This is a genomic window from uncultured Brevundimonas sp., assembly GCF_947305955.1.
Lineage (GTDB): Bacteria > Pseudomonadota > Alphaproteobacteria > Caulobacterales > Caulobacteraceae > Brevundimonas.
In genome coordinates, this window is sequence record NZ_CAMZFB010000050.1 from 1 (window position 1) to 21720 (window position 21720).

A 21720-nucleotide genomic window follows, 5' to 3' on the forward strand; every position below is an offset into this window, starting at 1 on the left:
ACCCCTCTTTTCAGGTTGAAAACCTGACGTCCTAACCGATAGACGAAGGGACCGCAGCGCGAGGAGCGGGCATTTAGCTGTGTTCTAATCCGGTTGCAAGCCCGTTTCTGAAACCAACTTCAACTTCTTTTTCAAGAGTGAAGCAAAGCCTCAAACCGTGCCCGAACCGAGGTTCGAAAACAGGTCCGCGTGGCAGTCCCTAGGGGAATCGAACCCCTCTTTTCAGGTTGAAAACCTGACGTCCTAACCGATAGACGAAGGGACCGCGTCGCGAACGAGTGGCTTGATAGTGGCCATTTTCGCAGTTGGCAATAAGGCCAAATCGATTTTCTGTATTTTTTTTCAAAGACCTGTGCGCTGCGAGCCTGAGCGCGCTCAGCACGCCATGCGCGGATCGGCAACGTCCTCGATTTCAAACTGGACACCGCGGCGGCCATTCCAATCGTCAGCCTTGAGACGGCCCGAAACACACAGACCGCCCTGCCCCGACAACAAGGTCCGCCCCATGGGCAGATCGGCACAGCGCCAGGCGATGGCGCGAATAGAGGCTCCATCCGGCGCAACCAGACGGCACCGCACGTGGCCACCATTCATGGCCTGCGGCTCGCGCACCAGAATATGCTCCATGGCAAAGACGGGCTCGGGGTTGGCCGGACCGTACGGAGCCAGCTGCTCGAACGTATCAAACAGGTCGCGTGTCGCGGCGCGCGGATCGATCAGGGCATCGATCTCGACCCAGTCCAAGGCCTGAGCCTCGGCCTGTTCGCCTTGAAGGGCCTGATTGAGATAGTCTCGAAGGGCATCGATCCGGTCGATAGCGACCGTGAGGCCCGCCGCCATGGCGTGTCCGCCACCGGCAATCAGAACGCCCACTTCCCAAGCCTTTTGGATGGCACGACCAAGGTTCATGCCCAGCTGGGACCGGCCAGAGCCTTTACCAATGCCCGCCACGGGATCCAGCCCGATGACGATCACGGGCTTGCGCCACCGCTCACGCAGGCGTCCGGCCACAATGCCCACCACGCCAGGGTGCCATTCTTCACCCGCCACCACCACACAGGCCGACTCATCGTTGTGTGCGCCGGTCATCTCGACGCGACGGATGGCCTCATCGGTTACGGCAGCCTCGACATCACGTCGGGCGCGGTTCAGTTCGTCCAGTTCGCGGGCCAGTTCCGCAGCTTCCTGCTCGTTATCGGTAGAAAGCAGGCGCGCCCCCAGATCGGAACGGCCAATACGCCCGCCCGCATTGATGCGCGGCCCGAGAACGAATCCGACGGTCTGGGACTTGGCCTCGGTCTTTTCGGCACCGGCTGCCGTCATCAAGGCCGCCAAGCCCGGATTTCTCCACGACGACATGTGCCGCAGGCCCAAACTGGCCAGTGCACGGTTAAAGCCTATCAGACGTGTGACGTCACAGATCGCGCCCATGGCCGCAAGGTCCAGCCATTGCCGGATGTCCGGTTCGCCCACCTCCGCGAAAATGCCGCGCTTGCGTCCCTCGCGGTTCAAAGCGGCCAGCAAAACAAAAACCACGCCCGCCGCAGCAAGATTCCCCTGCCCTGACTGACAGCCCGGACGGTTTGGATTGACCACGGCAAGGCAGGCTGGCGGCTCTTCACGCATCATGTGGTGGTCGATGACGACGACCTTCAGACCGATGGCCGTGGCGTGGGCGACGGCTTCGTTCGCGGCGGCACCACAGTCGACGGTGATCACAAGGTCCGCGCCGCTGGCCTTCAAACGGTCAAACGCGGGCGCGCTGGGGCCATAGCCCTCCTTCATCCTGTCGGGCACATAGATCGGTAGATCACGCTTGATATGACGGAACCAGCGCACCAGCAGCGCTGCACTGGACGCGCCATCAACGTCATAGTCGGCAAAGACGTGGATGCTTTCGTTGGCTGCAATCGCATCCAGAATCGCGTTCGCGGCCTGATCCATGTCCATAAAGCTGGACGGATCGGGAAAAAGCGCCCGCAAAGTTGGGTTCAGGAAGTTGCCACCGTCCTCAGCCGCCACATCGCGCGATGCCAGGGCGCGCGACAGCAGTTCGCCCAGCCCGAGGCTGTGCATGTGCGCGCGGGTCACATCGGGATTTGCAGGGCGCATCCGCCAGCTTCGGCCCGACATCGAGCGGGCAAAGCCGAGGAAGTTGGACGTCGAAAGATCATCAGCCATCAGGCATGCCATTCATTCAACCAGCAGCACAGGCGCGAAGATGGCCTGCTGCTCGGGCATATCGTATTGAAACCCGCGCCTATGTCAGACGCGGACGCAATCTATCAGCGGAGCGGACGATCGACCGGCGGAGGAGCCTTGGCCCGAGCCCGCAGCGCGGCCGCAAACGCCTCGATCTCGGCAGGGGTTTGGGCCGTAGGGGCTTCGACCTGATCTGCCGCCATGCGTTGACGGATGTTGGCGATATATTCCTCGGCCGGCTCGGTCAGCGTCCATTCGATCTGGGCGATCTGCAAATTCAGGGTTTGCTGCTGGCCCTCCAGCCCCTGAACAGCGGAGCGGACATAGGTCGGGGTCGGGACATTCTCAGGCGGTGCCGGAAAGTCCTGCCAACGCGGATACTCGCGGTTCTCGTCCACAATCGTCTGGATTCGGGTCGCCAGCGGTGACGTCGGATCAGTGGGCGGATCAAAGGCACACGCCGACAAGGCGATACACGCCCCCATAGCCATGACTGGCCGCGATACGATTTTCACGAGATTCACGTTCATTTCACCTACCTTCTTATGCCAACATCGCGGCAGGAGGAAGGTGCGTGTCCGGCGCACCCACGGAGAACGGCTATGGCTAAAGCGAAGACGCCCACTTCGTCGGCAAAGAAACCCGCCGCGAAAAAGACGACTGCAGCAACGCCGCGCGCTAGAAAAGGCGCGCCGAAGCCCAAACCGGTGCCCGAAGCCGAACCGAGAAAAGACGAGGCCCTGCCGCCGCCCGAGACGGGCAGCGGGCCGTTCGGCGACAACGGACATTATCGCCAGATCGAGCAGCTTTCGCTCAATCTGGCCAAGGCTGCCATGCTGGCCCAGTCCGCTATCGCCGAAGCCGCCCTGCTACAAGCTGACCGCCCCGCAGCCCTGTCGCCCGATCCCTATAATGTCGGGCCAGCCATGGGCGCGGTGATGACCAGTCTGGCCGCCAAGCCGGAAAAGCTGTTTCAGGCACAGGCCGATCTGTTCGGTCGCTATATGGACCTGTGGTCATCCACCGCCCACCGTGTCTGGGGCGAGCCGGAGGCCGAACCTCAGCCACAGGTGACCGACAAGCGGTTCAAGGACCCTGCATGGTCGGAAAACCCGCTGTTTGATGTCCTGCGCCAATCCTATCTGACGACTTCGGACTGGATGAACAATCTGGTCGCCAGCGCCGAGGGCGTGGACCCCAAGGTTAAACGTCAGGCGGCGTTCTTTACGCGGCTGCTGACGGACGCACTATCTCCGGCCAACTTCCTAGCGTCCAACCCCGTCGCCCTTAAGGCTCTGGCGGAGACGAATGGCGAATCACTGGTACGCGGCATGCAAAACTTCGCTGCCGACCTTGAGCGCGGCCGTGGCCGTCTATCCATCCGGCAAACCGACTCCGAACGTTTCAAGGTGGGCGAAAACGTTGCCACCGCGCCGGGTCAGGTCGTTTGGCGCGATGATCTGTTCGAGCTGCTGCAATATGATCCGGCGACGTCGCAACAATATGCGGTGCCGCTGCTGATCTTCCCGCCGTGGATCAACAAATTCTACATACTGGACCTACAGCCCGCCAACTCCATGGTCCGCTGGCTGAGCGCGCAAGGGTTCACGGTTTTCGTCTGCTCTTGGGTCAATCCCGACAAGGACAAGGCCGAATACGGGTTTGATGAGTATCTTGAGCGCGGCATCTATCGCGCCGTTGAAAAGGTGCTCGAGCAAACAGGTCAGCCCAAGCTGAATGCCGTCGGTTACTGCATCGGCGGCACCCTGCTCGGCGCGGCACTGGCGCACGCCAAGGCGCGTGGGGACGAACGGATCAACAGCGCCACCTTCTTCGCCGCCCAGCATGACTTTGCCGAAGCGGGTGACCTGACCCTGTTCACGGACGAGCACTGGCTGGCCGAGATCGAGCGCCAGATGGACGAGGCGGGTGGCGTGCTGCCCAGCACCACCATGGCCGAGACCTTCAACGCGCTTCGCAGCAACGACCTGATCTGGTCCTTCTTCATTTCCAACTATCTGATGGGCAAGGAACCGGCGGCGTTCGACCTGTTGGCATGGAACTCGGATCAGACCCGCATGCCCAAGGCGCTGCACCTTGCCTATCTGCGCAAGATGTACGGCGAGAACGCGCTGGCAAATGGCACCATGGTCATCGGCGGGGAAGCTATCGACCTGTCGAAGGTCACCATCCCGCTCTACTTCCAGTCCAGCAAGGAAGACCACATCGCCCCTACCCGCTCGGTCTATCGCTCGGCGCGAAGCTTTGGCGGCAATGTCACCTTTACCATGGCGGGATCGGGCCATATCGCGGGCGTTATCAACCATCCGGACGCCAACAAGTACCAGCACTGGATCAATCCGGCCCTTCCCGAAACCCTCGAAGAATGGCAAGCGGAAGCCAAGCAATATCCGGGGAGCTGGTGGCCGCATTGGGCCGACTGGCTCGCCAAACTATCCGGCAAGAAAGTCGCGGCCAGAGATCCGGCCAAGGGCGTCTTGCCTCCGCTGGAGCCGACACCCGGCTCCTACGTTAAGGTCAAGTCTTGATGCGTTTTGAACCCAATACCCTGCTGGCCATCACAACCGGTTGTGCCATGGGTATGTTGATCGGCAGTGCCTCCATATTTGGTGAGGAAGGCTTGCTGCTGAAATATGTGCTGACCACGATTCTGGTTGTCGCCGGTTACGTCCCGCTCAACAGTTGGATGCTCAAGCGGATGGGACGGCCTGCTCTTCCGTTGATCCGTCTGGATTCGCCGCACTCCGCGATGTGGGCCAACATCTATCCGGGGCTGATCGGTATTCTGGCCTTTGTCCCGCTGATCTTCGCCGGCAAGGACTTCGGTTTGATGATCGTGATTGCCGCCGTTTGGTTCGCTATCACGGTCGGTTCTGCGCTGAACGCCCGTAAGGCGAGCTAAGCAACCCTCACATCTCATAAAAATGGGGCCGGTCCTGACGGGAACCGGCCCCTTTATTTTTTGAGTTAGCCGCGTGGCCCGCTGTTGAAAATCCGCGGACGCGCCCGACGGACAAGCCACAGATTTAGGGTCGCAAGGCCCAGCACAACCGCGGCCACCGATTGGTGCACGGCACCCAGCGTAATCGGCACCGCGTGCACCAGTGTCACGATGCCAAGCCCCGCCTGTATCCAGACTGCAATGGCCAAGACAAATGCGGCACCGCCAGCGCCTTCCGCCAGGCGCCAACGCCACGCATTGACCGCATAAGCCGTCGCAAAGATCAGCAAGCCATAAGCGCCCAGGCGGTGATTGAACTGCACCAAACCTTGATCGTGCAGGAAGGCAATCGAACCCTTGGCCCAGTCGACCGGCGGGAAGACCGCGCCATTCATCAATGGCCAATCGGTGAAGACCATCCCGGCCTTGGCACCTGCCACCAGCGCGCCCAACATGCACTGTAGGAACACGACAGCCAGTAGCAGGGTCGCGCCCACGCTCCATCCACGAGAGGCGCGGTTGTAGTGCTGACCTGCCCAGGCTTCCAAGCCGGTCCAGATCAGACCCGAGAAGATCACGAATGCCAGTCCCAGATGGACGGCCAGACGTTCAGGAGCCACGTCCACGCGCTCGCTGAGGCCAGAGCTGACCATCCACCAGCCAATAAGCCCCTGAAGGCCACCCAGCGCCAGCAGAACCGCGCTGCGCCACACCAGACGGCGCGGCATCTTGCGGAAAATCAGGAAGGCAAAGAACGGCAGCGCAAAGACCACGCCGATCATCCGACCGATCAGGCGGTGCAGCCATTCCCACCAGAAGATTCCCTGAAACTCCTGCAGGGTCATGCCCGCGTTCACCAACTGGTACTGCGGGATGGCTTTGTACTTCTCGAAGGCAATCAGCCAGTCTTCGTGGTTCAGTGGCGGAATAGCCCCCATGATGGGCTTCCACTCCGTAATCGACAGGCCGGAGCCCGTCAGACGGGTCACCCCACCAACCACCACCATCGCGAACACCAGGGCCGCACACAGAAATAGCCATACGGCTACCGGACGACTTTGGGTCGTTTCACCAATTCGCATCATTCGACGCCTGCTCTTTGCCCCGATATGGTGTCCGCCTATCGTCATGCGGACATCAGGGGGGTATGCCCCTGACTCGCGGCGATTTCGAGTCGCATTTCAGCTTATAGCTTCACGGTTGTTTGAGGAGCGTCTGTCGGCAATGCCCTATGTCGAACTGACCGTTACAGTGGTTGCAGTGTCCATATTGGCGCTGATTGCTGATTTTCTGGCTGGCCGCCGTGAATTGCCGGCCTTTTTCGTGGTCGCCTATACGGGCGCGGCGGCGGGGGCGTTCCTTGCGGTTCGTGTGTTCGCCATTGCGACGTACGACAGCTGGATCTGGCCAATCTGGGCCGCAGTCGGCGCGGTCGCCGGACTGATTCTCTATTTCCTGTTCCGGAAGAAGCGCTGATGAGCCCGCGTCTGAGACGATTTATCGCCACCGTCGGTGTGCTGGCGTTCCTTGCCTTCTGGATTTGGGGCTCGGTATCAATCGCCGACATCCTGCCGGATATCGGCTGGGTGAAGATGCTCTTCTTCATCGTCGCCGGCATGGGATGGGGCGTGCCACTTATTCCCCTTCTCCGCTGGGCGGAGTGTGATCACTTACGCGACAACTAAGAAGACTTCTCTATACATAGACTCAATTATTCAGATAGTAATTAACCCCATTAGTTGAGCTAGTAGATTTGTAAACTCGAAAATATTCAGGAGGTTACATGTCCGCTTTAGTTCGCGCTGGATACAGCGATATAACATTGCCCGCGGCCGGTATGATCAATCAGATAATACAGGGGCGCAATCTATACGATGGAACTGTTCGTGGTGTAGGCCTTGAGTCCGGTACTCTTTCTCAAATTCTAGAACAGCATCCGTTGTTTTTAGAGGCATTTCGGAATGCTGAGGTCCGCTCGGTAGTAGAATATCGCCGCATCATGAATTTGTTTCTTATTTTATCTCTCTATTTCGATCCACTTAGCTCGAAAGACGTGATTGAGTTTGGATCTTATAAAGGCGGGAGCGCGGTATTTATCGCTACAGTGCTCAAACGTCTTTATCCTGGCGCCAAGGTGTATACGTGCGACACTTTTGAGGGAATGCCTAAGACTGATATGCAGTTTGATCTCCACAAGGCTGGAGATTTCGCAGATACAGATATGGAAGATCTGCTCCGATACGCAGAGAGCATTGGCCTGGATAATCTGGTAGCGGTGAAAGGATTGGTCGAAGACACATTCCCGTCCACGTTTTCATTAGATCAGCGCTTCGGTCTAGCGCATATCGATCTCGATATTTACCATTCGATTAAATACATTCAGAGCGCCGTTTATCCCTACATCTCGCGTGGTGGATATGTGGTTTATGATGATGCTACGGCGTCTACTTGCCTTGGAGCCACACAAGCTGTCGAAGAATGGATCGCACGAGGTCATCGATGCGAGCAAATATATCCGCACTTCGTGTTTCGCGCACATCTGTAGGAAATGGACGCATAAAAAAGGGCACCCGAAGGTGCCCTTTATTTTTGTCCATTCCCGCTAGGAAATGGTCGGAGCGACAGGATTCGAACCTGCGACCCCTTGACCCCCAGTCAAGTGCGCTACCAGGCTGCGCCACGCTCCGAAGGCGCTCCGTATAGACGGCCAGAGCGCGCATCGCAAACCAAAAAACGGCTTATGAACAACAAGCTGCGCTTATTTGCCCAATGCCTGCGCCAAACGCTGTTGTGCCGCTTCGATCCGGCCCAGTAAGGCGGTGAGTTCGGTACGAACGCTGGACGAAACTGCCACCGGAGTGTGCGCCGCTTCGGGCGCGGCCGAGACAGCGGCCGCCGGCCCAACGAGCTTGCCCTTTGAGTCCTTATACAGGCGCTCCACGCCCTTGATGGTCATCCCCTCGTCGTGAAGTAGACGACGGACATCCTGAAGGATACGGATATCCTCCGGCCTGTAGAAACGACGGCCACCCGCACGTTTTACCGGTTGGATGAAATCAAGTTTCCCTTCCCAGAACCGCAGCACGTGCTGCGGAACGCCAACCTCTTCGGCGGCTTCGGAAATGGAACGGAAGGCATTTGGACTCTTGGACAATCTCAATCCTCGACGACGGCGTCGTGGACCCTCGATTTCATGATTTGAGAAGCACGGAAGCTAATGACGCGGCGCGGGTTGATCGCTGCCGGTTCACCGGTCTTGGGGTTACGGCCCATCCGTGCACGCTTTTCCCGAACCTGGAAAACGCCAAAGCCCGAAAGCTTTACGGTTTCACCACGCTCAAGAGATTCAACCACGAGTTCGAGTGTACGCTCTACAAGACCCGAGCATTCCTGACGCGACAGGCCCACTTCTTCGTGGACCGCATCGCACAGATCGGCGCGGGTAAGGGTTTGCTGTGCAGTCACTTGCGTCTCCCCGTCATTCAACGGGAATCATACAAAGCCAAAACTGCGAAAAATCAAAGCATTCTTTGCAAAATCATAGACGGAAGGCGCAAGCCCCCCACGTCAGGCCACCACCCATGGCCTCAAGGACGATCAAATCACCCCGTTTTATGCGGCCATCCTGGATGGCATGATCCAATGCGAGCGGAATTGACGCAGCAGACGTGTTCGCGTGCAGATCAACCGTTGAAACCACGCGGTTCTCGTCCAGACCCAGTCTTTCACCGACGCCGCGAATGATTCGCTGATTGGCCTGGTGCGGTACGAACCAGTCGATTTCCGGAATTGTGATGCCCGAAGCTTCCGAAGCCGCCACAATGGCCTCGGAAATGTTCACGACCGCGTGGCGGAACACCTGATTGCCGATCATACGCAGATGGCCAACCGTGCCGGTCGTAGCCGGACCGCCATCGACATAAAGCAGATCGGTTTTCGAGCCGTCGCAGCGCAGGGCAAAGCCCAACACACCCTGGTCTTCCTTGGTGCCCTGACCTTCGCGGGGCTCGACAACGAACGCCCCTGCCCCGTCACCGAACAGGACGCAGGTGGTGCGGTCGGACCAGTCCATCAGACGGGTCATTTCCTCGGCACCGATGACCAACGCGCATTTTGCGTGACCGCGCGCGATGAAGCCGTCCACGACGCTCAGCGCATAGACAAAGCCCGAGCACACGGCTTGAACATCAAAGGCGATGCCTACCGGCGCGCCCAGCTTCTTCTGCACGATCGCAGCCGTTGCCGGGAAGGTGTTGTCCGGCGTGGTGGTGGCCACAACGATAAGATCGACGTCGGCAGCGGTCTTGCCCGCATCGGCCAAGGCGCGGCGAGCGGCCTCAACAGCCAGATCGCTGGTGGGCTGATCGTCAGCGGCCTTGTGGCGCTGGCGAATGCCGGTGCGCTCGACAATCCATTCGTCCGAGGTGTCGACCGTGCGGCTCAACTCCTCGTTGGTGATGATGTTCTCGGGCAGGTAGGAACCAACGCCCGTCACAGCCGTGCGGATAACACTCACTCGTTCGTCTCCACTTCGGCCTTGGCCAGATCATCGACCATGTCGGCGACACGGCCCAGATTGGCGCTGACTTTAGAAAGATAGTCGCTGCGGGCCAGATCGACCGCGACGCGGATAGCATTGCCAAAGCCCTCGGCAGTGGCACCGCCGTGGCTCTTGACCACCAGACCGTTCAGACCCAGCAGCGGGCCGCCGTTTACGGCCGCCGGATCGATCTTGCGCGACATCTGTTTCAGAGCCGGCATGGCGATCAGGGCACCGATCTTGGATTGCAGGCCCGACTTCAGCGCATCCTTCAATAGAGCGCCGATAAAGCGGGCCGTACCCTCGGCGGTCTTCAGCGCGACATTGCCGGTGAAACCGTCGGTCACGATGACATCCACCGTCCCCTTGCCGATATCGTCGCCCTCGACGAAGCCATAATAGTTGATCGGCAGTTGGCCGGACTTCAGCATGGCGTGCGCCTCGCGCACCTCGTCATGGCCCTTCATTTCTTCAGAGCCGATGTTCAGTACGCCAACCGTCGGGTTCTTGGTGCCATGAACAGCCGACTGGAAGGCCTCGCCCATGATGGCGAACTCGACGAGCTGCTTGGCGTCGCTACCGATGTTGGCACCCACGTCCAGAACCGAGGTGGTGCCGCGCATTGTCGGCCAAGAGGCCACAATCGCCGGACGTTCCAACGAGGCGGCGGCCATACGCAGCTGCAGCTTGGAAATCGCCATCAGGGCACCGGTGTTGCCCGCCGAGACGACAGCGTGGGCCTCGCCCGACTTCACCGCCTCGATAGCGTTCCACATGCTGGAGCCCTTGCCACGGCGCATGGCCGTTGCGGGCTTTTCGTCCATCGCCACCACCTTATCCGTATGGATGATGGTGCAATGGGTGTCGTTCAGTGCGTTCCGCTCCATTTCGGCGCGGATAGCTGCCTCGTCCCCGTGCAGCAGGAAGTGAACCCCCTCACCGCCAAAGCGTGCGCGATAGGCCTTAATGCCAGCCACCACGACCGAAGGGCCGTGATCGCCACCCATTGCGTCTAACGAAATCAGGGTCTGGGATGCCAACTGCTGAGTGTCTCCAGCCCCTAGGAACGGGGCTTACTATTTAGGGTAGTCGATAAAGATAGTGCGTCGTGGATGCTATCAAGCCGACGCAACGTCAACCTTCGTCGTTCGCTTTCAAAGCTTTGAGGGCGGCGAATGGCGAGATTTCCACCGGCTCGGGCGGCTGGACAAACACAGCGCCTTCCTTGCGGGGGAACGGATCAAGCGACAGCATCAGTTGCTCGACAGCATACTGACCCAGATCGATCTGGCCGCCTTCGACCACGTCGGGGAAGTCGTCGTCCAGTTCGATGTCGATTTCGCCGTCCTCGTTGGTGTTCGGCTCTTCTTCCTCGACCAGATTGATCTGGAACGGGCGATCCACCTTGACCGGAAGCGGCTCCAGCGTCAGGCCGCACAGCTGTACGGCATCGGCTACCACGCGCCCGTCAATGCGCCAGCCGGACACGGTCGGAACGACATTGAAGTCGACCGACATGTTCTCGAGGCCAGCCAGATCGAGCGTCTTGGCGATGAGACGGCGCTGGGCTTCGTCCGGCACCAGATTGCGAACCAGACCCGCACCGATTTGGTGGACGCGTATGGGTTCGCTGTAGGGAAGTTGAGTCTCGGTCATTCGCTAATTTGCGCCCAATCGGGAGCGCGTTCAATCTCGACTAGGGTTTGGTTGGCCAACGCGGCGTGGCTGGCAAAAGCATAACGCGTCAGTGCCCGACCGGCTTCGATATCGTCCGACTCGAACACATTGCGGGCGATGGCCGTGCTGAACGCATCGGCGTCCTGCTCCGTCAACGCCTTTTCGTATGACGACATACGACCATAGAGGGACTCGCCCAGTTTGCGCATCTTCTTGCCGACCGAAATATCGCCCACGCCCAGCTCGCGCAGGGAGTGATCCAGAGCCGATACATAGTGATCGAACATTTTCTGCGCCAGATCGGCCGTGCGCTGGTCCTGATGGCGCAGGCGAACGTAAAGAAGCAGAACATGCAGGGTGTAGAGTTCGAATCGCGCATCGATGCGATCGGCGACCCCCAGCTGGGTGTAAAACGCTGGCTGGCGGGCCTGCTCCACCGCGCGGGAATACAGTTCCAGCGCCTGAAGTTCGTTGGGTTTCGGCGCGAACAACGATTTAAACATGTGATTTTTCCCGGCCCTCATGACTCCGCGACGTTGCACTAAGGCGCTCCGGAGGCTAGGTCAAAGGACTGTTTTCGCAGAGGCCCAACGCAGATGCTCCGCACCAAGTCGCTTCTTGCCGTGATTTCCCTGACCGTTCTGACGGCAGCATGCGCCCCGCGCATCGCGACCCAGGGCTTTCAGGTGATCGATGCAAAGCCCGAAGACGTCGTCGTCGGGACCGATACCCGCGAGACCGTTCTGGCCAAACTGGGCTCTCCGTCGACCGCGTCGACGTTCGAGGCACAGAACGTCTGGTACTATATTTCGCAGGTCACCGAGCGCTACACCTATAGCTCGGCCAAGGTGACCCAGCGCAACATCACCGAAATCACCTTCAACGAAGCCAATGGCGTCGTCGCTGCTGTTCGCACGCTCGATCTGGATGACAGCGTTGCGATCGAGATGGCAAAGCGCGAAACCCCGACCCGTGGCCGCTCGCTCACCATTCTGGAACAGCTGCTGGGCAACGTGGGCCGTGGCCAGCTACCGCGCACCGACGACGACCAGCCGGGTCAGCAACGTCGCGACTAAGCGGTCCGAAACGGCAAATAAAAAAGGCTCTGGAGCGATCCGGAGCCTTTTTTCTTGGTTCAGCGCGATTGCGGCGGCGTCGGGTTACGCACCCGCATCCGCGGGGTCTGACGCACGACCTCAACCCGCTGGACATTGCCCCGACCCAGCTGGGCTGCTGCAATCGTCATGACCGCTGCGGCCAAGCGACGGGTATCCACGCGGTTGTAATCGTTAGGCGCGCCGAAGGACTCGGTATGCGCCCGCCGTATCAGGGCATCGCGCATGATGACGTCCTTCACGCGGGCCTGTTCGGGCGCGAATCCAGGCTTCAAATGCAGCTTCAGCTCGACGAAGACGTGGTTACGCACACGACCGTCGACAAAGATCGGCAGGCCGACGCCCGTCATTGTCACCCACACCGCTTCGGGTGGGGCAGCACTAGGCTCGGGGCTGGCTGCGGCGAAGGTCGGAACAGCCGTAAACACGGCAGTCCCCAGAATAAGGGCGCGTCGATCCATGGCAGGCAGCATAGGTCCGACCCGTTAGCAACTGCTTGCTAGCCGTGCGTCCAGCCCGTTTTCGAGGGCGTGACCTCGGCCCCGCGAAACAGGACCTTTAGCCCGTTGCCGGACTTGACCCGTCCCACACATGTCAGGCGGCCATGGCGGTTCTCGACTTCCTTGCGGAGCATGTTTTCCAGCGAGGCCGGTGCCGTGAACAGGATCTGATAGTCGTCCCCGCCGGAAGCCAGCTGTTCCAGCGCCGCCAGTTCATCTACGCGCCCGTCAAACCAGACATCCGCTGCGGCAGATCGCGGGGTCACTTCGAGATCCAGTTCAATTTGCACGCCGCTGGCATCAGCAATGCGTCCGGCATCGGCCATCAGCCCGTCGGAAACGTCCGCGCTGGCATTGGCGTGTTTGAGGATCAGGCTGGCCAAATCGGTCTGCGGGGTCGGCAGGCGGTAGGCCCGCTGTAGGTAATCCAGCCGGTCCTGTTCCATCTTGAGGCTGCCCTGACAGACCTGCAGACCCAGCCAGCCATCGCCGATATTACCCGTCACAAAGACCAGATCACCCGCCTTTGCCCCGCCACGATGGACAGCCCGTCCCGCAGGTGCCCAGCCCAGCATGGTCACAGAGAATGACAGTGGCCCCGGCGTGCTGACGGTGTCGCCACCGATCAAATGGATGTCGAAAAGCGCCTGATCACGGCGCAGACCCGCAACAAATGCCTCGCGCTCGGGCCAGCCACAGCGTTCGGACCAGTGACAAGCCAGCAGATAGCCGAACGCCTCCGCGCCCTTGGCGGCGATATCGGACAGGTTCACGCGCAGCAGCTTCTGCGCAACCAAATCCAGCGGATCTTCGGGAAGGAAATGAACCCCTTCGACCAAGGCGTCCTTGGTCAGGATCAGATCAAATCCCGGCCGGGACGGAAGGGCGGCGACATCGTCGGCCAGTCCCCTCGCCCACTCGGGATGAGCCAGCGGCTTTAGCAGCCGCTGGATAGTCTCGAATTCACCCGCAACATCAATTGCGGGCATCGCGTGCCACGGCGTCCAGCGCCGCGTTCACGAACTTGGCCTCGGCGTCGTCGAAGAAGGCCTTGGCCAGTTCGACGTATTCGTCGATGACGATTTCAAGCGGCACTTCCGGCTTGTGCTTCAGTTCCCAAGTACCACAACGCAGCAGCGCGCGAACAGTCGAATCCAGACGCTCCATACGCCAGTTCGATGCCAGATGCGACTTCACCAGAGTATCGATAGCGGCCTGGTCTTCGACCACGCCCTTCACGATGTCTGCGAACCAGTCCTCGTCGGCCTCGGCCATGGTCTGGCCGTCGATATCGCCGTCAAAGCGGAAGTTGCGGAACTCACGAACCACCTTCTCGGCAGGCTCGCCGACCAGTTCCATCTGGTACAGGGCCTGAACGGCAGCCAGACGGGCCACGGTGCGGGCACGGCGCTGGCGGCTGGTCAGTTGCGGCTCGGCGTTGGCCTTTTCGGACTCAGCCAACTGAGCCATCACCTCGGCCACGGTGGCGGGTTTGGGGGCGTCCGTCACGAAGCCAGTCCTTTCACAAGGCGTTTACGCAGGTTGATCAGGTCGATGCACGCACGGGCGGCGAAACCACCCTTGTCGGCTTCCGAACGCTTGGCGCGGTGCCAAGCCTGATCTTCGTCTTCGGTCGTCAGGATGCCGTTGCCGATGGCAATGCCCTTCAGACCCAGTTGGGTGATACCGGCAGCCGATTGATCGGCCACAATCTCGAAGTGATAGGTCTCGCCACGGATGACGGTACCCAGGGCGACGTAACCGTCATAGCGCGGGGCGGTCGGCAGGCGACCGGCCTCTTCGGCCATGGCGATAACGGTCGGGATCTCGAGAGCGCCCGGAACGGTAACGACGTCAAATTCGACGCCTTGCGCGCGCAGGGCATCGGTTGCGCCGTCCAGCAGCGCATCGGCGAGATCGTCGTAGAAGCGTGCCTCGACGATGAGGACGCGATAGGGATCGGTCAGGATTGCTCTTCTCCGTCCATGTCGCACCAGCCGACAATACGAAGGCCATAGCCATCGAGCGCCGTCGGGTTGGGGCGGTTGGAACTCATTACAGTCATGTCGCGAACGCCCAGATCCAGCAGGATCTGCGCGCCTACGCCATAGTTTTTAAGGGCTCTGTCGACTGCCGCAGGTTGGTCGCCTCCGACCAGACGCTCCGAAAGCCTGTGAAGGCCCGGATCGCGCAAAAATACGGCAACGGCAGGGCCGTCATGACGGCTCATAGCCTTAAGTGCGCGCGGGATATAGTCCTGACGAGCCTCGATGTGGCCCAGCAGGTCCGCGGCAAAGTCGATCTGGTGCATCCGTACGCGGGTGACCTGATCGGGGGTGATGTCGCCCTTCACCAGCGCCACGTGCTCGTGACCCTCGATGGTGTTCCGATACACGATCATGCGGAAGGTGCCGCCATAGACGCTCTCGAACGGCGTATCCAGCGTGCGCTCGATGAAGCGTTCGGTGCGGCGGCGATAGGCGATCAGGTCGGCGATGGTGCCTATCTTCAGCCCATGCTTCTGGGCGAAGGCCACCAGATCGGGCATGCGGGCCATGGTGCCGTCGTCGTTCATGATCTCGCAGATCACGCCCGCAGGGATCAGGCCCGCCATACGGCTGATGTCGACAGCAGCCTCGGTGTGGCCGGTGCGGACCAGAACGCCGCCGTCACGCGCGACCAGCGGGAAGATGTGGCCGGGCGAGACGATATCGTCCGCGCCCTTACTGGGGTCCGATGCCACCTGAACGGTGCGTGCGCGGTCAGCGGCCGAAATGCCCGTCGTCACGCCTTCCTTCGCCTCGATGGAGACGGTGAAGGCGGTGCCCATGCTCTCGCGGTTTTCCGCGGCCATCGGCGGCAGGCGTAGCTGCTTTGCCCGTTCGGCAGTCAGGGCCAGACAGATCAGGCCGCGCGCATGCTTGGCCATGAAGTTGATCTGGTCCGGCGTCGCAAACTGGGCCGGAATGATGACGTCGCCCTCATTTTCGCGATCCTCGGCATCCACAAGGATGTAGGGACGGCCGTTACGGGCGTCGTCGATGATGTCTTCGATCGGGCTGATCGGGCTGTCGGGCATGGCGGCGGTCAATTGCATTATGCAGTCTCCTGCCACCGCGCGAGGTATCGCGCCAGCATATCAATCTCCAGATTGACCTTATCCCCTACCTTTAGCGTACCGAGGGTGGTCGCATCCCAGGTGTGGGGGATGATGTTTACGCCAAAGTTCTGCCCTTCGACCTCGTTCACGGTCAGGGAAACGCCATCGACGGTGATGGAGCCCTTGGGCGCGATGAAACGGTGCAGCGGGGCCGGAGCCTCGAACACCAGACGGTGCGAGCCGTTCTCCGGCGCGATCGAAACGACCGTGCCCAGACCATCGACGTGGCCCGAGACGATGTGGCCACCCAGTTCCGAACCCAGCGTCGCGGCGCGTTCAAGGTTGATGCGCGAACCTTCGGTCCATTCGCCCAGCTTGGTCTTGGACAGGGTTTCGGCGGATACCTCGACCGCGAACCAGCCCTCGCCCTTTTCGGTGACCGTCAGGCAGCATCCCGCGTGCGACACCGACGCGCCCAGATCGATAGTGGACGTATCCCACACCGTTTCGATCTCGTAGCGCCAGTCGCGCTCGGTCTGGCGCACATTACGGACGCGCCCGATGTCAGTGACAATGCCTGTAAACATACTTCATGCCTTCTCGTAGCGTTCCCACAAGTCGTCACCCAAAGGCGAAACCGCAAGACGCTTGAACCTTGGCGTATCCGAAAGTCGGTCAAAACCCAGAGCCGCAATGGCCGGACGCCCTTCGTGACCCAGCACCATGGGGGCGCGGAACCACTCGATCGCATCGACCAAGCCTGCCTTTACAAAGGATGCGGCCACCCGGCCACCACCTTCGATCAGAACACTGCCGATTTCACGCGCTGCCAGCATATCAAGAACGGCTTCAGGGTCGGGCCGTCCCTCGGCATCGCCAGCGACCGTGATCACCTCAGCATTGCCGATTTCACGCGGTTCGGATGTTGTGATGATCCAGGCGCCATCCAGCAGTCTGGCGGTCGGCGGGGTCCGCAACCGGCTGTCCAGCACGATCCGTTGCGGGTCTTTGTGCTGTTCGCCTTCGATACGGACATTCAGGCTGGGATCATCCGCCAGAACGGTTTCCACGCCCACCAGAATGGCGTCATGGCGGGCACGCAATCGGTGCCCCTGCTGACGGGCTTCAGGACCGGTGATCCATTGGCTTTCGCCGGATGCCATAGCGATGCGACCGTCCAGCGACGTCGCCACTTTCAGCGTGACGCGCGGACGCATCAGCCGAAATCGCCGCGCGGGTTTGCCTCGTCAAAGCCCTCTTCGCCCAGGAATTTGGCGAAATCGTTGGTGTGGCGGAAGTCCTTGTAGACCGAGGCGTAACGCACATAGGCCACTTCATCGACGCTCTTCAGCCCCTTCATGATGAAGTCGCCGACAACGCTGGACTGGATTTCGGTTTCGCCGAGGCTTTCCAACTGGCGCACGATGCGGCTGACCAGCTGTTCGACCTGATCGGGCGTGACGGGACGCTTACGCAGGGCAATACCCAACGAGCGTTCCAGCTTGTCACGATCAAATGGCGTGCGGCGGCCATTGCGCTTGAGGATCACCAGCTCGCGCAGCTGAACCCGCTCAAAGGTGGTGAAGCGCCCCCCGCATTGCGGACACGAGCGGCGACGGCGGATGGCCGATCCGTCATCCGACGGTCGGCTATCCTTCACCTGGGTGTCAGCATTTCCGCAGAAAGGGCACTTCATTTCAGTACCTTAGCGATAGATCGGGAAGCGGTTGGTGAGCTCGCGCACCTGAGCGGCAACCGAGGCGATCACAGCTGGATCGGCCTCGTCGCTACCGTTCATCGAGGAAACGACGTCGGCGATCCAGTGACCGATCTGACGGAACTCTTCCTCGCCGAAGCCACGGGTGGTGCCAGCCGGCGTACCCAGACGGATGCCCGAGGTGATGGTGAATGGTGCGGTGTCGAACGGCACGCCGTTCTTGTTGCAGGTCATCAGGGCCTTTTCGAGCTCGTGCTCGGTGGCCTTGCCGGTCACGCCCTTGGGACGCAGGTCGACCAGCATCAGGTGGCTGTCGGTACCGCCGGTGACGATGGCCAGACCGCGCTCGATCAGGGTCTCGGACAGGACCTTGGCGTTCTTCACGACCTGTTGGGCATAGGCCTTGAATTCCGGCTTCAGGGCTTCACCGAAAGCCACGGCCTTACCGGCAATCACGTGCTCCAGCGGGCCGCCTTGCAGGCCCGGGAACACAGCCGAGTTGATCTTCTTGCCCAGATCGACATCGTTCGACAGGATCATGCCGCCACGCGGGCCGCGCAGGGTCTTGTGGGTGGTGGTGGTGACCACGTGGGCGTGCGGCAGCGGGTCCGGATAGACGCCGCCCGCCACGAGGCCCGCATAGTGGGCCATGTCCACCATCAGATAGGCACCGACCGAGTCGGCGATTTCGCGGAAACGCTTGAAGTCGATCTGACGGGCATAGGCCGAGGCACCAGCGAGGATCAGCTTGGGCTTCTCGCGCTCGGCCATTTCGGCGACGTTGTCATAGTCGATGGTGTGGTCGTCTTCGCGGACCTTATAGGTCACCGGACGGAACCACTTGCCCGACTGGTTGGCGGGCGAACCGTGGGTCAGGTGACCGCCGCAGGCGAGGTCCATGCCCAGGAAGGTGTCGCCCGGTTGCAGCAGGGCGAAGAACACAGCCTGGTTGGCCTGTGCACCCGAGTGCGGCTGGACGTTGACGAATTCACAGCCGAACAGCTTCTTGGCGCGCTCGCGGGCCAGATCTTCGGTGATGTCCACGAACTCGCAGCCACCATAGTAGCGGCGACCCGGATAGCCTTCGGCGTATTTGTTGGTCAGGACCGAACCCTGAGCTTCCAGCACCGCCTTGGAGACGATGTTTTCAGAAGCGATCAGCTCGATCTGCTCCTGCTGGCGACCCAGCTCGCTTTGAATGCCGCCGAAAATCTCCGGATCGGCATCGGCCAGAGATTTGGTGAAATAGGAGTCGTGGGTGAAGGCGGTCACTGTGAGAATCCCGAAGGCTATGGGGAAAACGGTGCTTCTATCTAGGCTGCGTCGTCCCTAACCACAATATCTAAGGGGCGCACAGCCGCCCTACCCCATGATATCGCGTCATTCCTCTCGGATAACCGCGGGATTAGCCCTGTGTCAGGGCGCGTTTCAGCTTGGCGATGGCCACACGCTCGACACTACGCGGGTCGCTTGCCGGACCCAGCGCACTGACCTCGCGGCCCGACTTCACGTGGACCGCGGAACATTTGAGATAGGCACCGTTGCGCACGAACTCGACGATCACCTCGCCGAGTTCGTGATCACGCTGGATCATGCCGCAGCCGGTTGGCGCGCCACGTTGCAGTGCGAGAACAGCTTGTCCATGGCGTCGACCAGCTTGTCCATCATGTCGTCGTCATGGTTCGGCGACGGGGTGAAGCGCAGGCGCTCGGTCCCCTTGGGCACGGTCGGATAGTTGATCGGCTGGACGTAGATTCCGTAGTCGTCCAGCAGCATGTCCGAAATCTTCTTGCAGTGGACAGGGTTGCCCACCAGCACCGGAACGATGTGGCTTTCGGACGGCATGACCGGAAGACCCTTGGCCGCAAAGCGGTCTTTCAGGGCTTGAGCGCGTTCCTGATGCTGCTCGCGCAGTTCGGGGTGTGCCTTCAGATAGCGAACCGAAGCCAGCGCACCCGCCGTCAGTGCCGGCGGAAGCGAGGTCGTGAAGATGAAGCCCGAGGCCCAGCTGCGGACGGCATCGATGATCACGGCGTCAGCCGCGATATAGCCGCCCATCACGCCGATGGCCTTGCCCATGGTGCATTCGATGATGTCGATGTCGGCCAGAACGCCGTCGCGCTCGGCAACGCCTGCGCCCGTCGCGCCGTACAGGCCAATCGCATGGACTTCGTCCAGATAGGTCATGGCGTTGTATTTGCGGGCCAACGCGATGGTCGCCTTCAGGTCGGCGATATCGCCGTCCATCGAATAGACCGACTCGAATGCGATTAGCTTGGGCGCATCGGCCGGAGCCGCCGACAGAAGCTCTTCCAGATGTTCCAGATCGTTGTGGCGGAAGATGTGACGCGGACCGCCACCGTGACGAATGCCTTCGATCATCGAGGCATGGTTCAGGGCGTCGGAGAAAATGATCAGGCCCGGCAGGATCTTTTGCAGGGTCGAAAGCGTCGCTTCGTTACCGACATAGCCGGAGGTGAAAAGAAGCGCGGCTTCCTTCTGGTGCCAGCTGGCCAGCTCGGCTTCCAGATCGACCGCCGAACGGGTCGTGCCCGAGATGTTGCGGGTGCCGCCTGCACCAGCGCCGACCGAGTCGATTGCTTCGTGCATGGCTTCCAGAACGACAGGGTGTTGGCCCATGCCGAGGTAGTCGTTCGAGCACCAGATAACGACGTCCTGTTCGCTACCATCCTCACGGCGACGAATGGCCTTAGGGAACTGGCCGCGCACGCGCTTCAGGTCGGCAAAGACGCGATAACGGCCTTCGCTGCGGACCTGCTCTACAGAGTTTTGAAAGGCGGATTTATAGTCGAACAAAACTGCGTTTCTTTTCTTTATAAAGGCTTTAGCCTATTTGCGCTCTTGATAGCCCGATGTCCACGGTCGAAGCATGACAAAATGCCCCAGTTCGACCAACTGATAACCGTTCGCACGCACAGTGGTTAAACTGGGTCCCGTTACATGACCGAAAGATCATGTTTCGCGTCGTGTTTTGCGCCGCCGAACGGTTTGGTTTAGCACGGCCATTCGCGTACCAAGGACTACTGCCCATGAGCATCCCTCCCTTCCAGCCCGCCGCCTTCCCCTATGCCCGTCCGCGTCGCTTGCGCACGGCCCCGTGGGTGCGTCGTCTGGTGGCTGAAACCACGCTCACTCCGAACGACCTGATCTGGCCGATCGTGGTCCATGACGGTGACGAGGACAAAGTCGCCGTCCAGTCCATGCCGGGAGTATTCCGACTGTCTCGCAAAGAAGCGGTTAACGCTGCTCTGGAGGCACGCGATCTGGGAATTCCGATGATCGCCCTGTTCCCGAACATCGCCCACACGCCCAAGGACAATGTCGGCACGGGCGCAACCGACCCTGACGGCCTGATTCCCGAAGTGATCCGCGCCATGAAGGATGCGGCACCGGAGGTCGGCATCATGACCGACGTGGCGCTGGACTGTTACACCGACCACGGTCAGGACGGCGTGATGGAAGGCGACAAGATCGTCAACGACGTCACCATCGAGCGCCTTGAGGAACAGGCTTTCATCCACGCCCATGCGGGTGCCGATGCCGTTGCCCCCTCGGACATGATGGACGGCCGCATCCAGGCCATCCGCAATGCGCTGGAAGCCAACGGCTATCAGGACACCATCATCATTTCCTATGCCGCCAAGTTCGCCTCGGGCTTCTATGGCCCGTACCGCGACGCCGTCGGCTCGGCCACGGCGCTGAAGGGCGACAAGAAGACCTATCAGATGGACTTCGCCAACACCGAGGAAGCCCTGCGTGAAGTCGCCATGGATATTTCCGAAGGTGCCGACGCCGTAATCGTCAAGCCGGGCATGCCCTATCTGGATATCGTCCAGCGCGTGACCGAGACCTTCCACATCCCGACCTTCGCCTATCAGGTGTCGGG

At 60.6% G+C, this 21720-nt stretch carries 27 protein-coding genes and 2 tRNA genes; 7 read left to right on the forward strand and 22 right to left on the reverse strand.

What is annotated here, in order from left to right; translation table 11 throughout:
• Positions 1 to 190: 190 nt before the first annotated feature.
• The 3 genes from Q0Y42_RS11770 to Q0Y42_RS11780 form a co-directional block, all read right to left on the reverse strand.
• A tRNA-Glu gene (locus tag Q0Y42_RS11770) sits at positions 191 to 265 on the reverse strand.
• A 110-nt stretch (positions 266 to 375) separates the two neighbouring features.
• Positions 376 to 2181, reverse strand: a complete 1806-nt coding sequence (gene recJ, locus Q0Y42_RS11775; RefSeq protein ID WP_297803967.1) for a single-stranded-DNA-specific exonuclease RecJ — start codon at positions 2179 to 2181, stop codon at positions 376 to 378.
• Between the two features lie 104 nt (positions 2182 to 2285).
• Positions 2286 to 2732 (reverse strand): hypothetical protein, encoded by a 447-nt coding sequence (locus Q0Y42_RS11780; protein ID WP_297803969.1) that lies wholly within the window; start codon positions 2730 to 2732, stop codon positions 2286 to 2288.
• Positions 2733 to 2804: 72 nt separating this feature from the next.
• On the opposite strand from Q0Y42_RS11780, the gene phaC reads away from it, so the two are divergent.
• Positions 2805 to 4751: a class I poly(R)-hydroxyalkanoic acid synthase gene (gene phaC / locus Q0Y42_RS11785; RefSeq protein ID WP_297803972.1), complete on the forward strand. Its 1947-nt coding sequence runs from the start codon at positions 2805 to 2807 to the stop codon at positions 4749 to 4751.
• On the forward strand, positions 4751 to 5125 hold the full coding sequence (locus Q0Y42_RS11790; RefSeq protein ID WP_297803973.1) for a hypothetical protein: 375 nt from the start codon (positions 4751 to 4753) through the stop codon (positions 5123 to 5125). Before phaC ends, Q0Y42_RS11790 begins: the two co-directional genes overlap by 1 nt.
• Before the next feature lie 65 nt (positions 5126 to 5190).
• Here the strand turns inward: Q0Y42_RS11790 and Q0Y42_RS11795 are convergent, their stop codons facing one another.
• The gene (locus Q0Y42_RS11795; RefSeq protein ID WP_297803975.1) at positions 5191 to 6249 is read right to left on the reverse strand and encodes a COX15/CtaA family protein; all 1059 of its coding nucleotides are present in this window, start codon (positions 6247 to 6249) and stop codon (positions 5191 to 5193) included.
• Between the two features lie 139 nt (positions 6250 to 6388).
• Here Q0Y42_RS11795 and Q0Y42_RS11800 point away from each other — a divergent pair, with 139 nt between their 5' ends.
• The 3 genes from Q0Y42_RS11800 to Q0Y42_RS11810 all read left to right on the forward strand — a co-directional run bounded on the left by Q0Y42_RS11800 (position 6389) and on the right by Q0Y42_RS11810 (position 7709).
• A complete protein-coding gene (locus tag Q0Y42_RS11800; RefSeq protein ID WP_297803977.1) occupies positions 6389 to 6640 on the forward strand; it encodes a transglycosylase in 252 nt (83 codons plus the stop codon).
• Complete coding sequence (locus tag Q0Y42_RS11805; RefSeq protein WP_297803979.1) at positions 6640 to 6849, forward strand: DUF2842 domain-containing protein; 210 nt, start codon at positions 6640 to 6642, stop codon at positions 6847 to 6849. The genes Q0Y42_RS11800 and Q0Y42_RS11805 overlap by 1 nt, the downstream gene beginning before the upstream one ends.
• Positions 6850 to 6947: 98 nt before the next feature.
• Complete coding sequence (locus tag Q0Y42_RS11810) at positions 6948 to 7709, forward strand: TylF/MycF/NovP-related O-methyltransferase (protein WP_297803982.1); 762 nt, start codon at positions 6948 to 6950, stop codon at positions 7707 to 7709.
• 65 nt (positions 7710 to 7774) lie between these two features.
• On the opposite strand, the gene Q0Y42_RS11815 is transcribed toward Q0Y42_RS11810, so the two are convergent.
• The 7 genes from Q0Y42_RS11815 to Q0Y42_RS11845 all read right to left on the reverse strand — a co-directional run bounded on the left by Q0Y42_RS11815 (position 7775) and on the right by Q0Y42_RS11845 (position 11923).
• Positions 7775 to 7851 (reverse strand) — tRNA-Pro (locus tag Q0Y42_RS11815).
• 71 nt (positions 7852 to 7922) lie between these two features.
• Positions 7923 to 8318, reverse strand: a complete 396-nt coding sequence (locus Q0Y42_RS11820; protein ID WP_297803984.1) for a MerR family transcriptional regulator — start codon at positions 8316 to 8318, stop codon at positions 7923 to 7925.
• Positions 8319 to 8320: 2 nt separating this feature from the next.
• Positions 8321 to 8629 (reverse strand): integration host factor subunit alpha, encoded by a 309-nt coding sequence (locus tag Q0Y42_RS11825; protein ID WP_297803987.1) that lies wholly within the window; start codon positions 8627 to 8629, stop codon positions 8321 to 8323.
• 73 nt (positions 8630 to 8702) lie between these two features.
• On the reverse strand, positions 8703 to 9680 hold the full coding sequence (locus Q0Y42_RS11830; RefSeq protein WP_297803989.1) for a beta-ketoacyl-ACP synthase III: 978 nt from the start codon (positions 9678 to 9680) through the stop codon (positions 8703 to 8705).
• Positions 9677 to 10744: a phosphate acyltransferase PlsX gene (plsX, locus tag Q0Y42_RS11835; RefSeq protein WP_297803992.1), complete on the reverse strand. Its 1068-nt coding sequence runs from the start codon at positions 10742 to 10744 to the stop codon at positions 9677 to 9679. Before plsX ends, Q0Y42_RS11830 begins: the two co-directional genes overlap by 4 nt.
• 94 nt (positions 10745 to 10838) lie before the next feature.
• A complete protein-coding gene (locus tag Q0Y42_RS11840) occupies positions 10839 to 11360 on the reverse strand; it encodes a DUF177 domain-containing protein (protein ID WP_297803994.1) in 522 nt (173 codons plus the stop codon).
• Positions 11357 to 11923, reverse strand: a complete 567-nt coding sequence (locus Q0Y42_RS11845) for a ubiquinol-cytochrome C chaperone family protein (protein WP_297803997.1) — start codon at positions 11921 to 11923, stop codon at positions 11357 to 11359. The genes Q0Y42_RS11840 and Q0Y42_RS11845 overlap by 4 nt, the downstream gene beginning before the upstream one ends.
• Positions 11924 to 11977: 54 nt before the next feature.
• Here Q0Y42_RS11845 and bamE point away from each other — a divergent pair, with 54 nt between their 5' ends.
• Positions 11978 to 12457 carry an outer membrane protein assembly factor BamE gene (gene bamE / locus Q0Y42_RS11850; RefSeq protein WP_297803999.1) on the forward strand — a complete coding sequence of 160 codons (480 nt, stop codon included), beginning with the start codon at positions 11978 to 11980 and terminating at the stop codon, positions 12455 to 12457.
• Between the two features lie 59 nt (positions 12458 to 12516).
• On the opposite strand, the gene Q0Y42_RS11855 is transcribed toward bamE, so the two are convergent.
• From Q0Y42_RS11855 to hemA, 11 genes are all read right to left on the reverse strand, one after another.
• Complete coding sequence (locus Q0Y42_RS11855; protein ID WP_297804002.1) at positions 12517 to 12969, reverse strand: hypothetical protein; 453 nt, start codon at positions 12967 to 12969, stop codon at positions 12517 to 12519.
• A 26-nt stretch (positions 12970 to 12995) separates the two neighbouring features.
• On the reverse strand, positions 12996 to 13985 hold the full coding sequence (gene thiL, locus Q0Y42_RS11860; RefSeq protein ID WP_297804004.1) for a thiamine-phosphate kinase: 990 nt from the start codon (positions 13983 to 13985) through the stop codon (positions 12996 to 12998).
• Positions 13972 to 14466, reverse strand: coding sequence for a transcription antitermination factor NusB (gene nusB / locus Q0Y42_RS11865; RefSeq protein ID WP_297804022.1), 495 nt, complete (start codon positions 14464 to 14466; stop codon positions 13972 to 13974). The genes thiL and nusB overlap by 14 nt, the downstream gene beginning before the upstream one ends.
• A gap of 35 nt (positions 14467 to 14501) precedes the next feature.
• Positions 14502 to 14963, reverse strand: coding sequence for a 6,7-dimethyl-8-ribityllumazine synthase (gene ribH / locus Q0Y42_RS11870; protein WP_297804024.1), 462 nt, complete (start codon positions 14961 to 14963; stop codon positions 14502 to 14504).
• Complete coding sequence (ribB, locus tag Q0Y42_RS11875) at positions 14960 to 16093, reverse strand: 3,4-dihydroxy-2-butanone-4-phosphate synthase (protein WP_297804006.1); 1134 nt, start codon at positions 16091 to 16093, stop codon at positions 14960 to 14962. Before ribB ends, ribH begins: the two co-directional genes overlap by 4 nt.
• Positions 16093 to 16683, reverse strand: coding sequence for a riboflavin synthase (locus tag Q0Y42_RS11880; protein ID WP_297804008.1), 591 nt, complete (start codon positions 16681 to 16683; stop codon positions 16093 to 16095). Before Q0Y42_RS11880 ends, ribB begins: the two co-directional genes overlap by 1 nt.
• A 3-nt stretch (positions 16684 to 16686) precedes the next feature.
• Complete coding sequence (gene ribD, locus Q0Y42_RS11885; RefSeq protein WP_297804010.1) at positions 16687 to 17313, reverse strand: bifunctional diaminohydroxyphosphoribosylaminopyrimidine deaminase/5-amino-6-(5-phosphoribosylamino)uracil reductase RibD; 627 nt, start codon at positions 17311 to 17313, stop codon at positions 16687 to 16689.
• Entirely contained in the window at positions 17313 to 17792 is a 480-nt protein-coding gene (gene nrdR, locus Q0Y42_RS11890) for a transcriptional regulator NrdR (RefSeq protein WP_297804012.1), read from the reverse strand. Before nrdR ends, ribD begins: the two co-directional genes overlap by 1 nt.
• Before the next feature lie 9 nt (positions 17793 to 17801).
• Positions 17802 to 19085 (reverse strand): serine hydroxymethyltransferase, encoded by a 1284-nt coding sequence (gene glyA / locus Q0Y42_RS11895; RefSeq protein WP_297804014.1) that lies wholly within the window; start codon positions 19083 to 19085, stop codon positions 17802 to 17804.
• Positions 19086 to 19218: 133 nt separating this feature from the next.
• The gene (locus Q0Y42_RS11900; RefSeq protein ID WP_297804016.1) at positions 19219 to 19407 is read right to left on the reverse strand and encodes a hypothetical protein; all 189 of its coding nucleotides are present in this window, start codon (positions 19405 to 19407) and stop codon (positions 19219 to 19221) included.
• Positions 19404 to 20630 (reverse strand): 5-aminolevulinate synthase, encoded by a 1227-nt coding sequence (gene hemA / locus Q0Y42_RS11905; RefSeq protein WP_297804018.1) that lies wholly within the window; start codon positions 20628 to 20630, stop codon positions 19404 to 19406. The genes Q0Y42_RS11900 and hemA overlap by 4 nt, the downstream gene beginning before the upstream one ends.
• Positions 20631 to 20863: 233 nt before the next feature.
• Here hemA and hemB point away from each other — a divergent pair.
• Positions 20864 to 21720 (forward strand): porphobilinogen synthase (gene hemB / locus Q0Y42_RS11910; protein ID WP_297804020.1); only part of this gene is annotated, 857 nt, incomplete at its 3' end.

Excerpts from the sequence above, each read along its gene's own strand:
- recJ (WP_297803967.1), bottom strand. The coding sequence starts at position 2,181 with ATGGCTGATGATCTTTCGACGTCCAACTTCCTCGGCTTTGCCCGCTCG.
- Q0Y42_RS11780 (WP_297803969.1), bottom strand. The coding sequence starts at position 2,732 with ATGAACGTGAATCTCGTGAAAATCGTATCGCGGCCAGTCATGGCTATG.
- phaC (WP_297803972.1), top strand. The coding sequence starts at position 2,805 with ATGGCTAAAGCGAAGACGCCCACTTCGTCGGCAAAGAAACCCGCCGCG.
- Q0Y42_RS11790 (WP_297803973.1), top strand. The coding sequence starts at position 4,751 with ATGCGTTTTGAACCCAATACCCTGCTGGCCATCACAACCGGTTGTGCC.
- Q0Y42_RS11795 (WP_297803975.1), bottom strand. The coding sequence starts at position 6,249 with ATGATGCGAATTGGTGAAACGACCCAAAGTCGTCCGGTAGCCGTATGG.
- Q0Y42_RS11800 (WP_297803977.1), top strand. The coding sequence starts at position 6,389 with ATGCCCTATGTCGAACTGACCGTTACAGTGGTTGCAGTGTCCATATTG.
- Q0Y42_RS11805 (WP_297803979.1), top strand. The coding sequence starts at position 6,640 with ATGAGCCCGCGTCTGAGACGATTTATCGCCACCGTCGGTGTGCTGGCG.
- Q0Y42_RS11810 (WP_297803982.1), top strand. The coding sequence starts at position 6,948 with ATGTCCGCTTTAGTTCGCGCTGGATACAGCGATATAACATTGCCCGCG.
- Q0Y42_RS11840 (WP_297803994.1), bottom strand. The coding sequence starts at position 11,360 with ATGACCGAGACTCAACTTCCCTACAGCGAACCCATACGCGTCCACCAA.
- bamE (WP_297803999.1), top strand. The coding sequence starts at position 11,978 with ATGCTCCGCACCAAGTCGCTTCTTGCCGTGATTTCCCTGACCGTTCTG.
- Q0Y42_RS11855 (WP_297804002.1), bottom strand. The coding sequence starts at position 12,969 with ATGCTGCCTGCCATGGATCGACGCGCCCTTATTCTGGGGACTGCCGTG.
- thiL (WP_297804004.1), bottom strand. The coding sequence starts at position 13,985 with ATGCCCGCAATTGATGTTGCGGGTGAATTCGAGACTATCCAGCGGCTG.
- nusB (WP_297804022.1), bottom strand. The coding sequence starts at position 14,466 with ATGGCTCAGTTGGCTGAGTCCGAAAAGGCCAACGCCGAGCCGCAACTG.
- ribB (WP_297804006.1), bottom strand. The coding sequence starts at position 16,093 with ATGCAATTGACCGCCGCCATGCCCGACAGCCCGATCAGCCCGATCGAA.
- Q0Y42_RS11880 (WP_297804008.1), bottom strand. The coding sequence starts at position 16,683 with ATGTTTACAGGCATTGTCACTGACATCGGGCGCGTCCGTAATGTGCGC.
- ribD (WP_297804010.1), bottom strand. The coding sequence starts at position 17,313 with ATGCGTCCGCGCGTCACGCTGAAAGTGGCGACGTCGCTGGACGGTCGC.
- nrdR (WP_297804012.1), bottom strand. The coding sequence starts at position 17,792 with ATGAAGTGCCCTTTCTGCGGAAATGCTGACACCCAGGTGAAGGATAGC.
- Q0Y42_RS11900 (WP_297804016.1), bottom strand. The coding sequence starts at position 19,407 with ATGATCCAGCGTGATCACGAACTCGGCGAGGTGATCGTCGAGTTCGTG.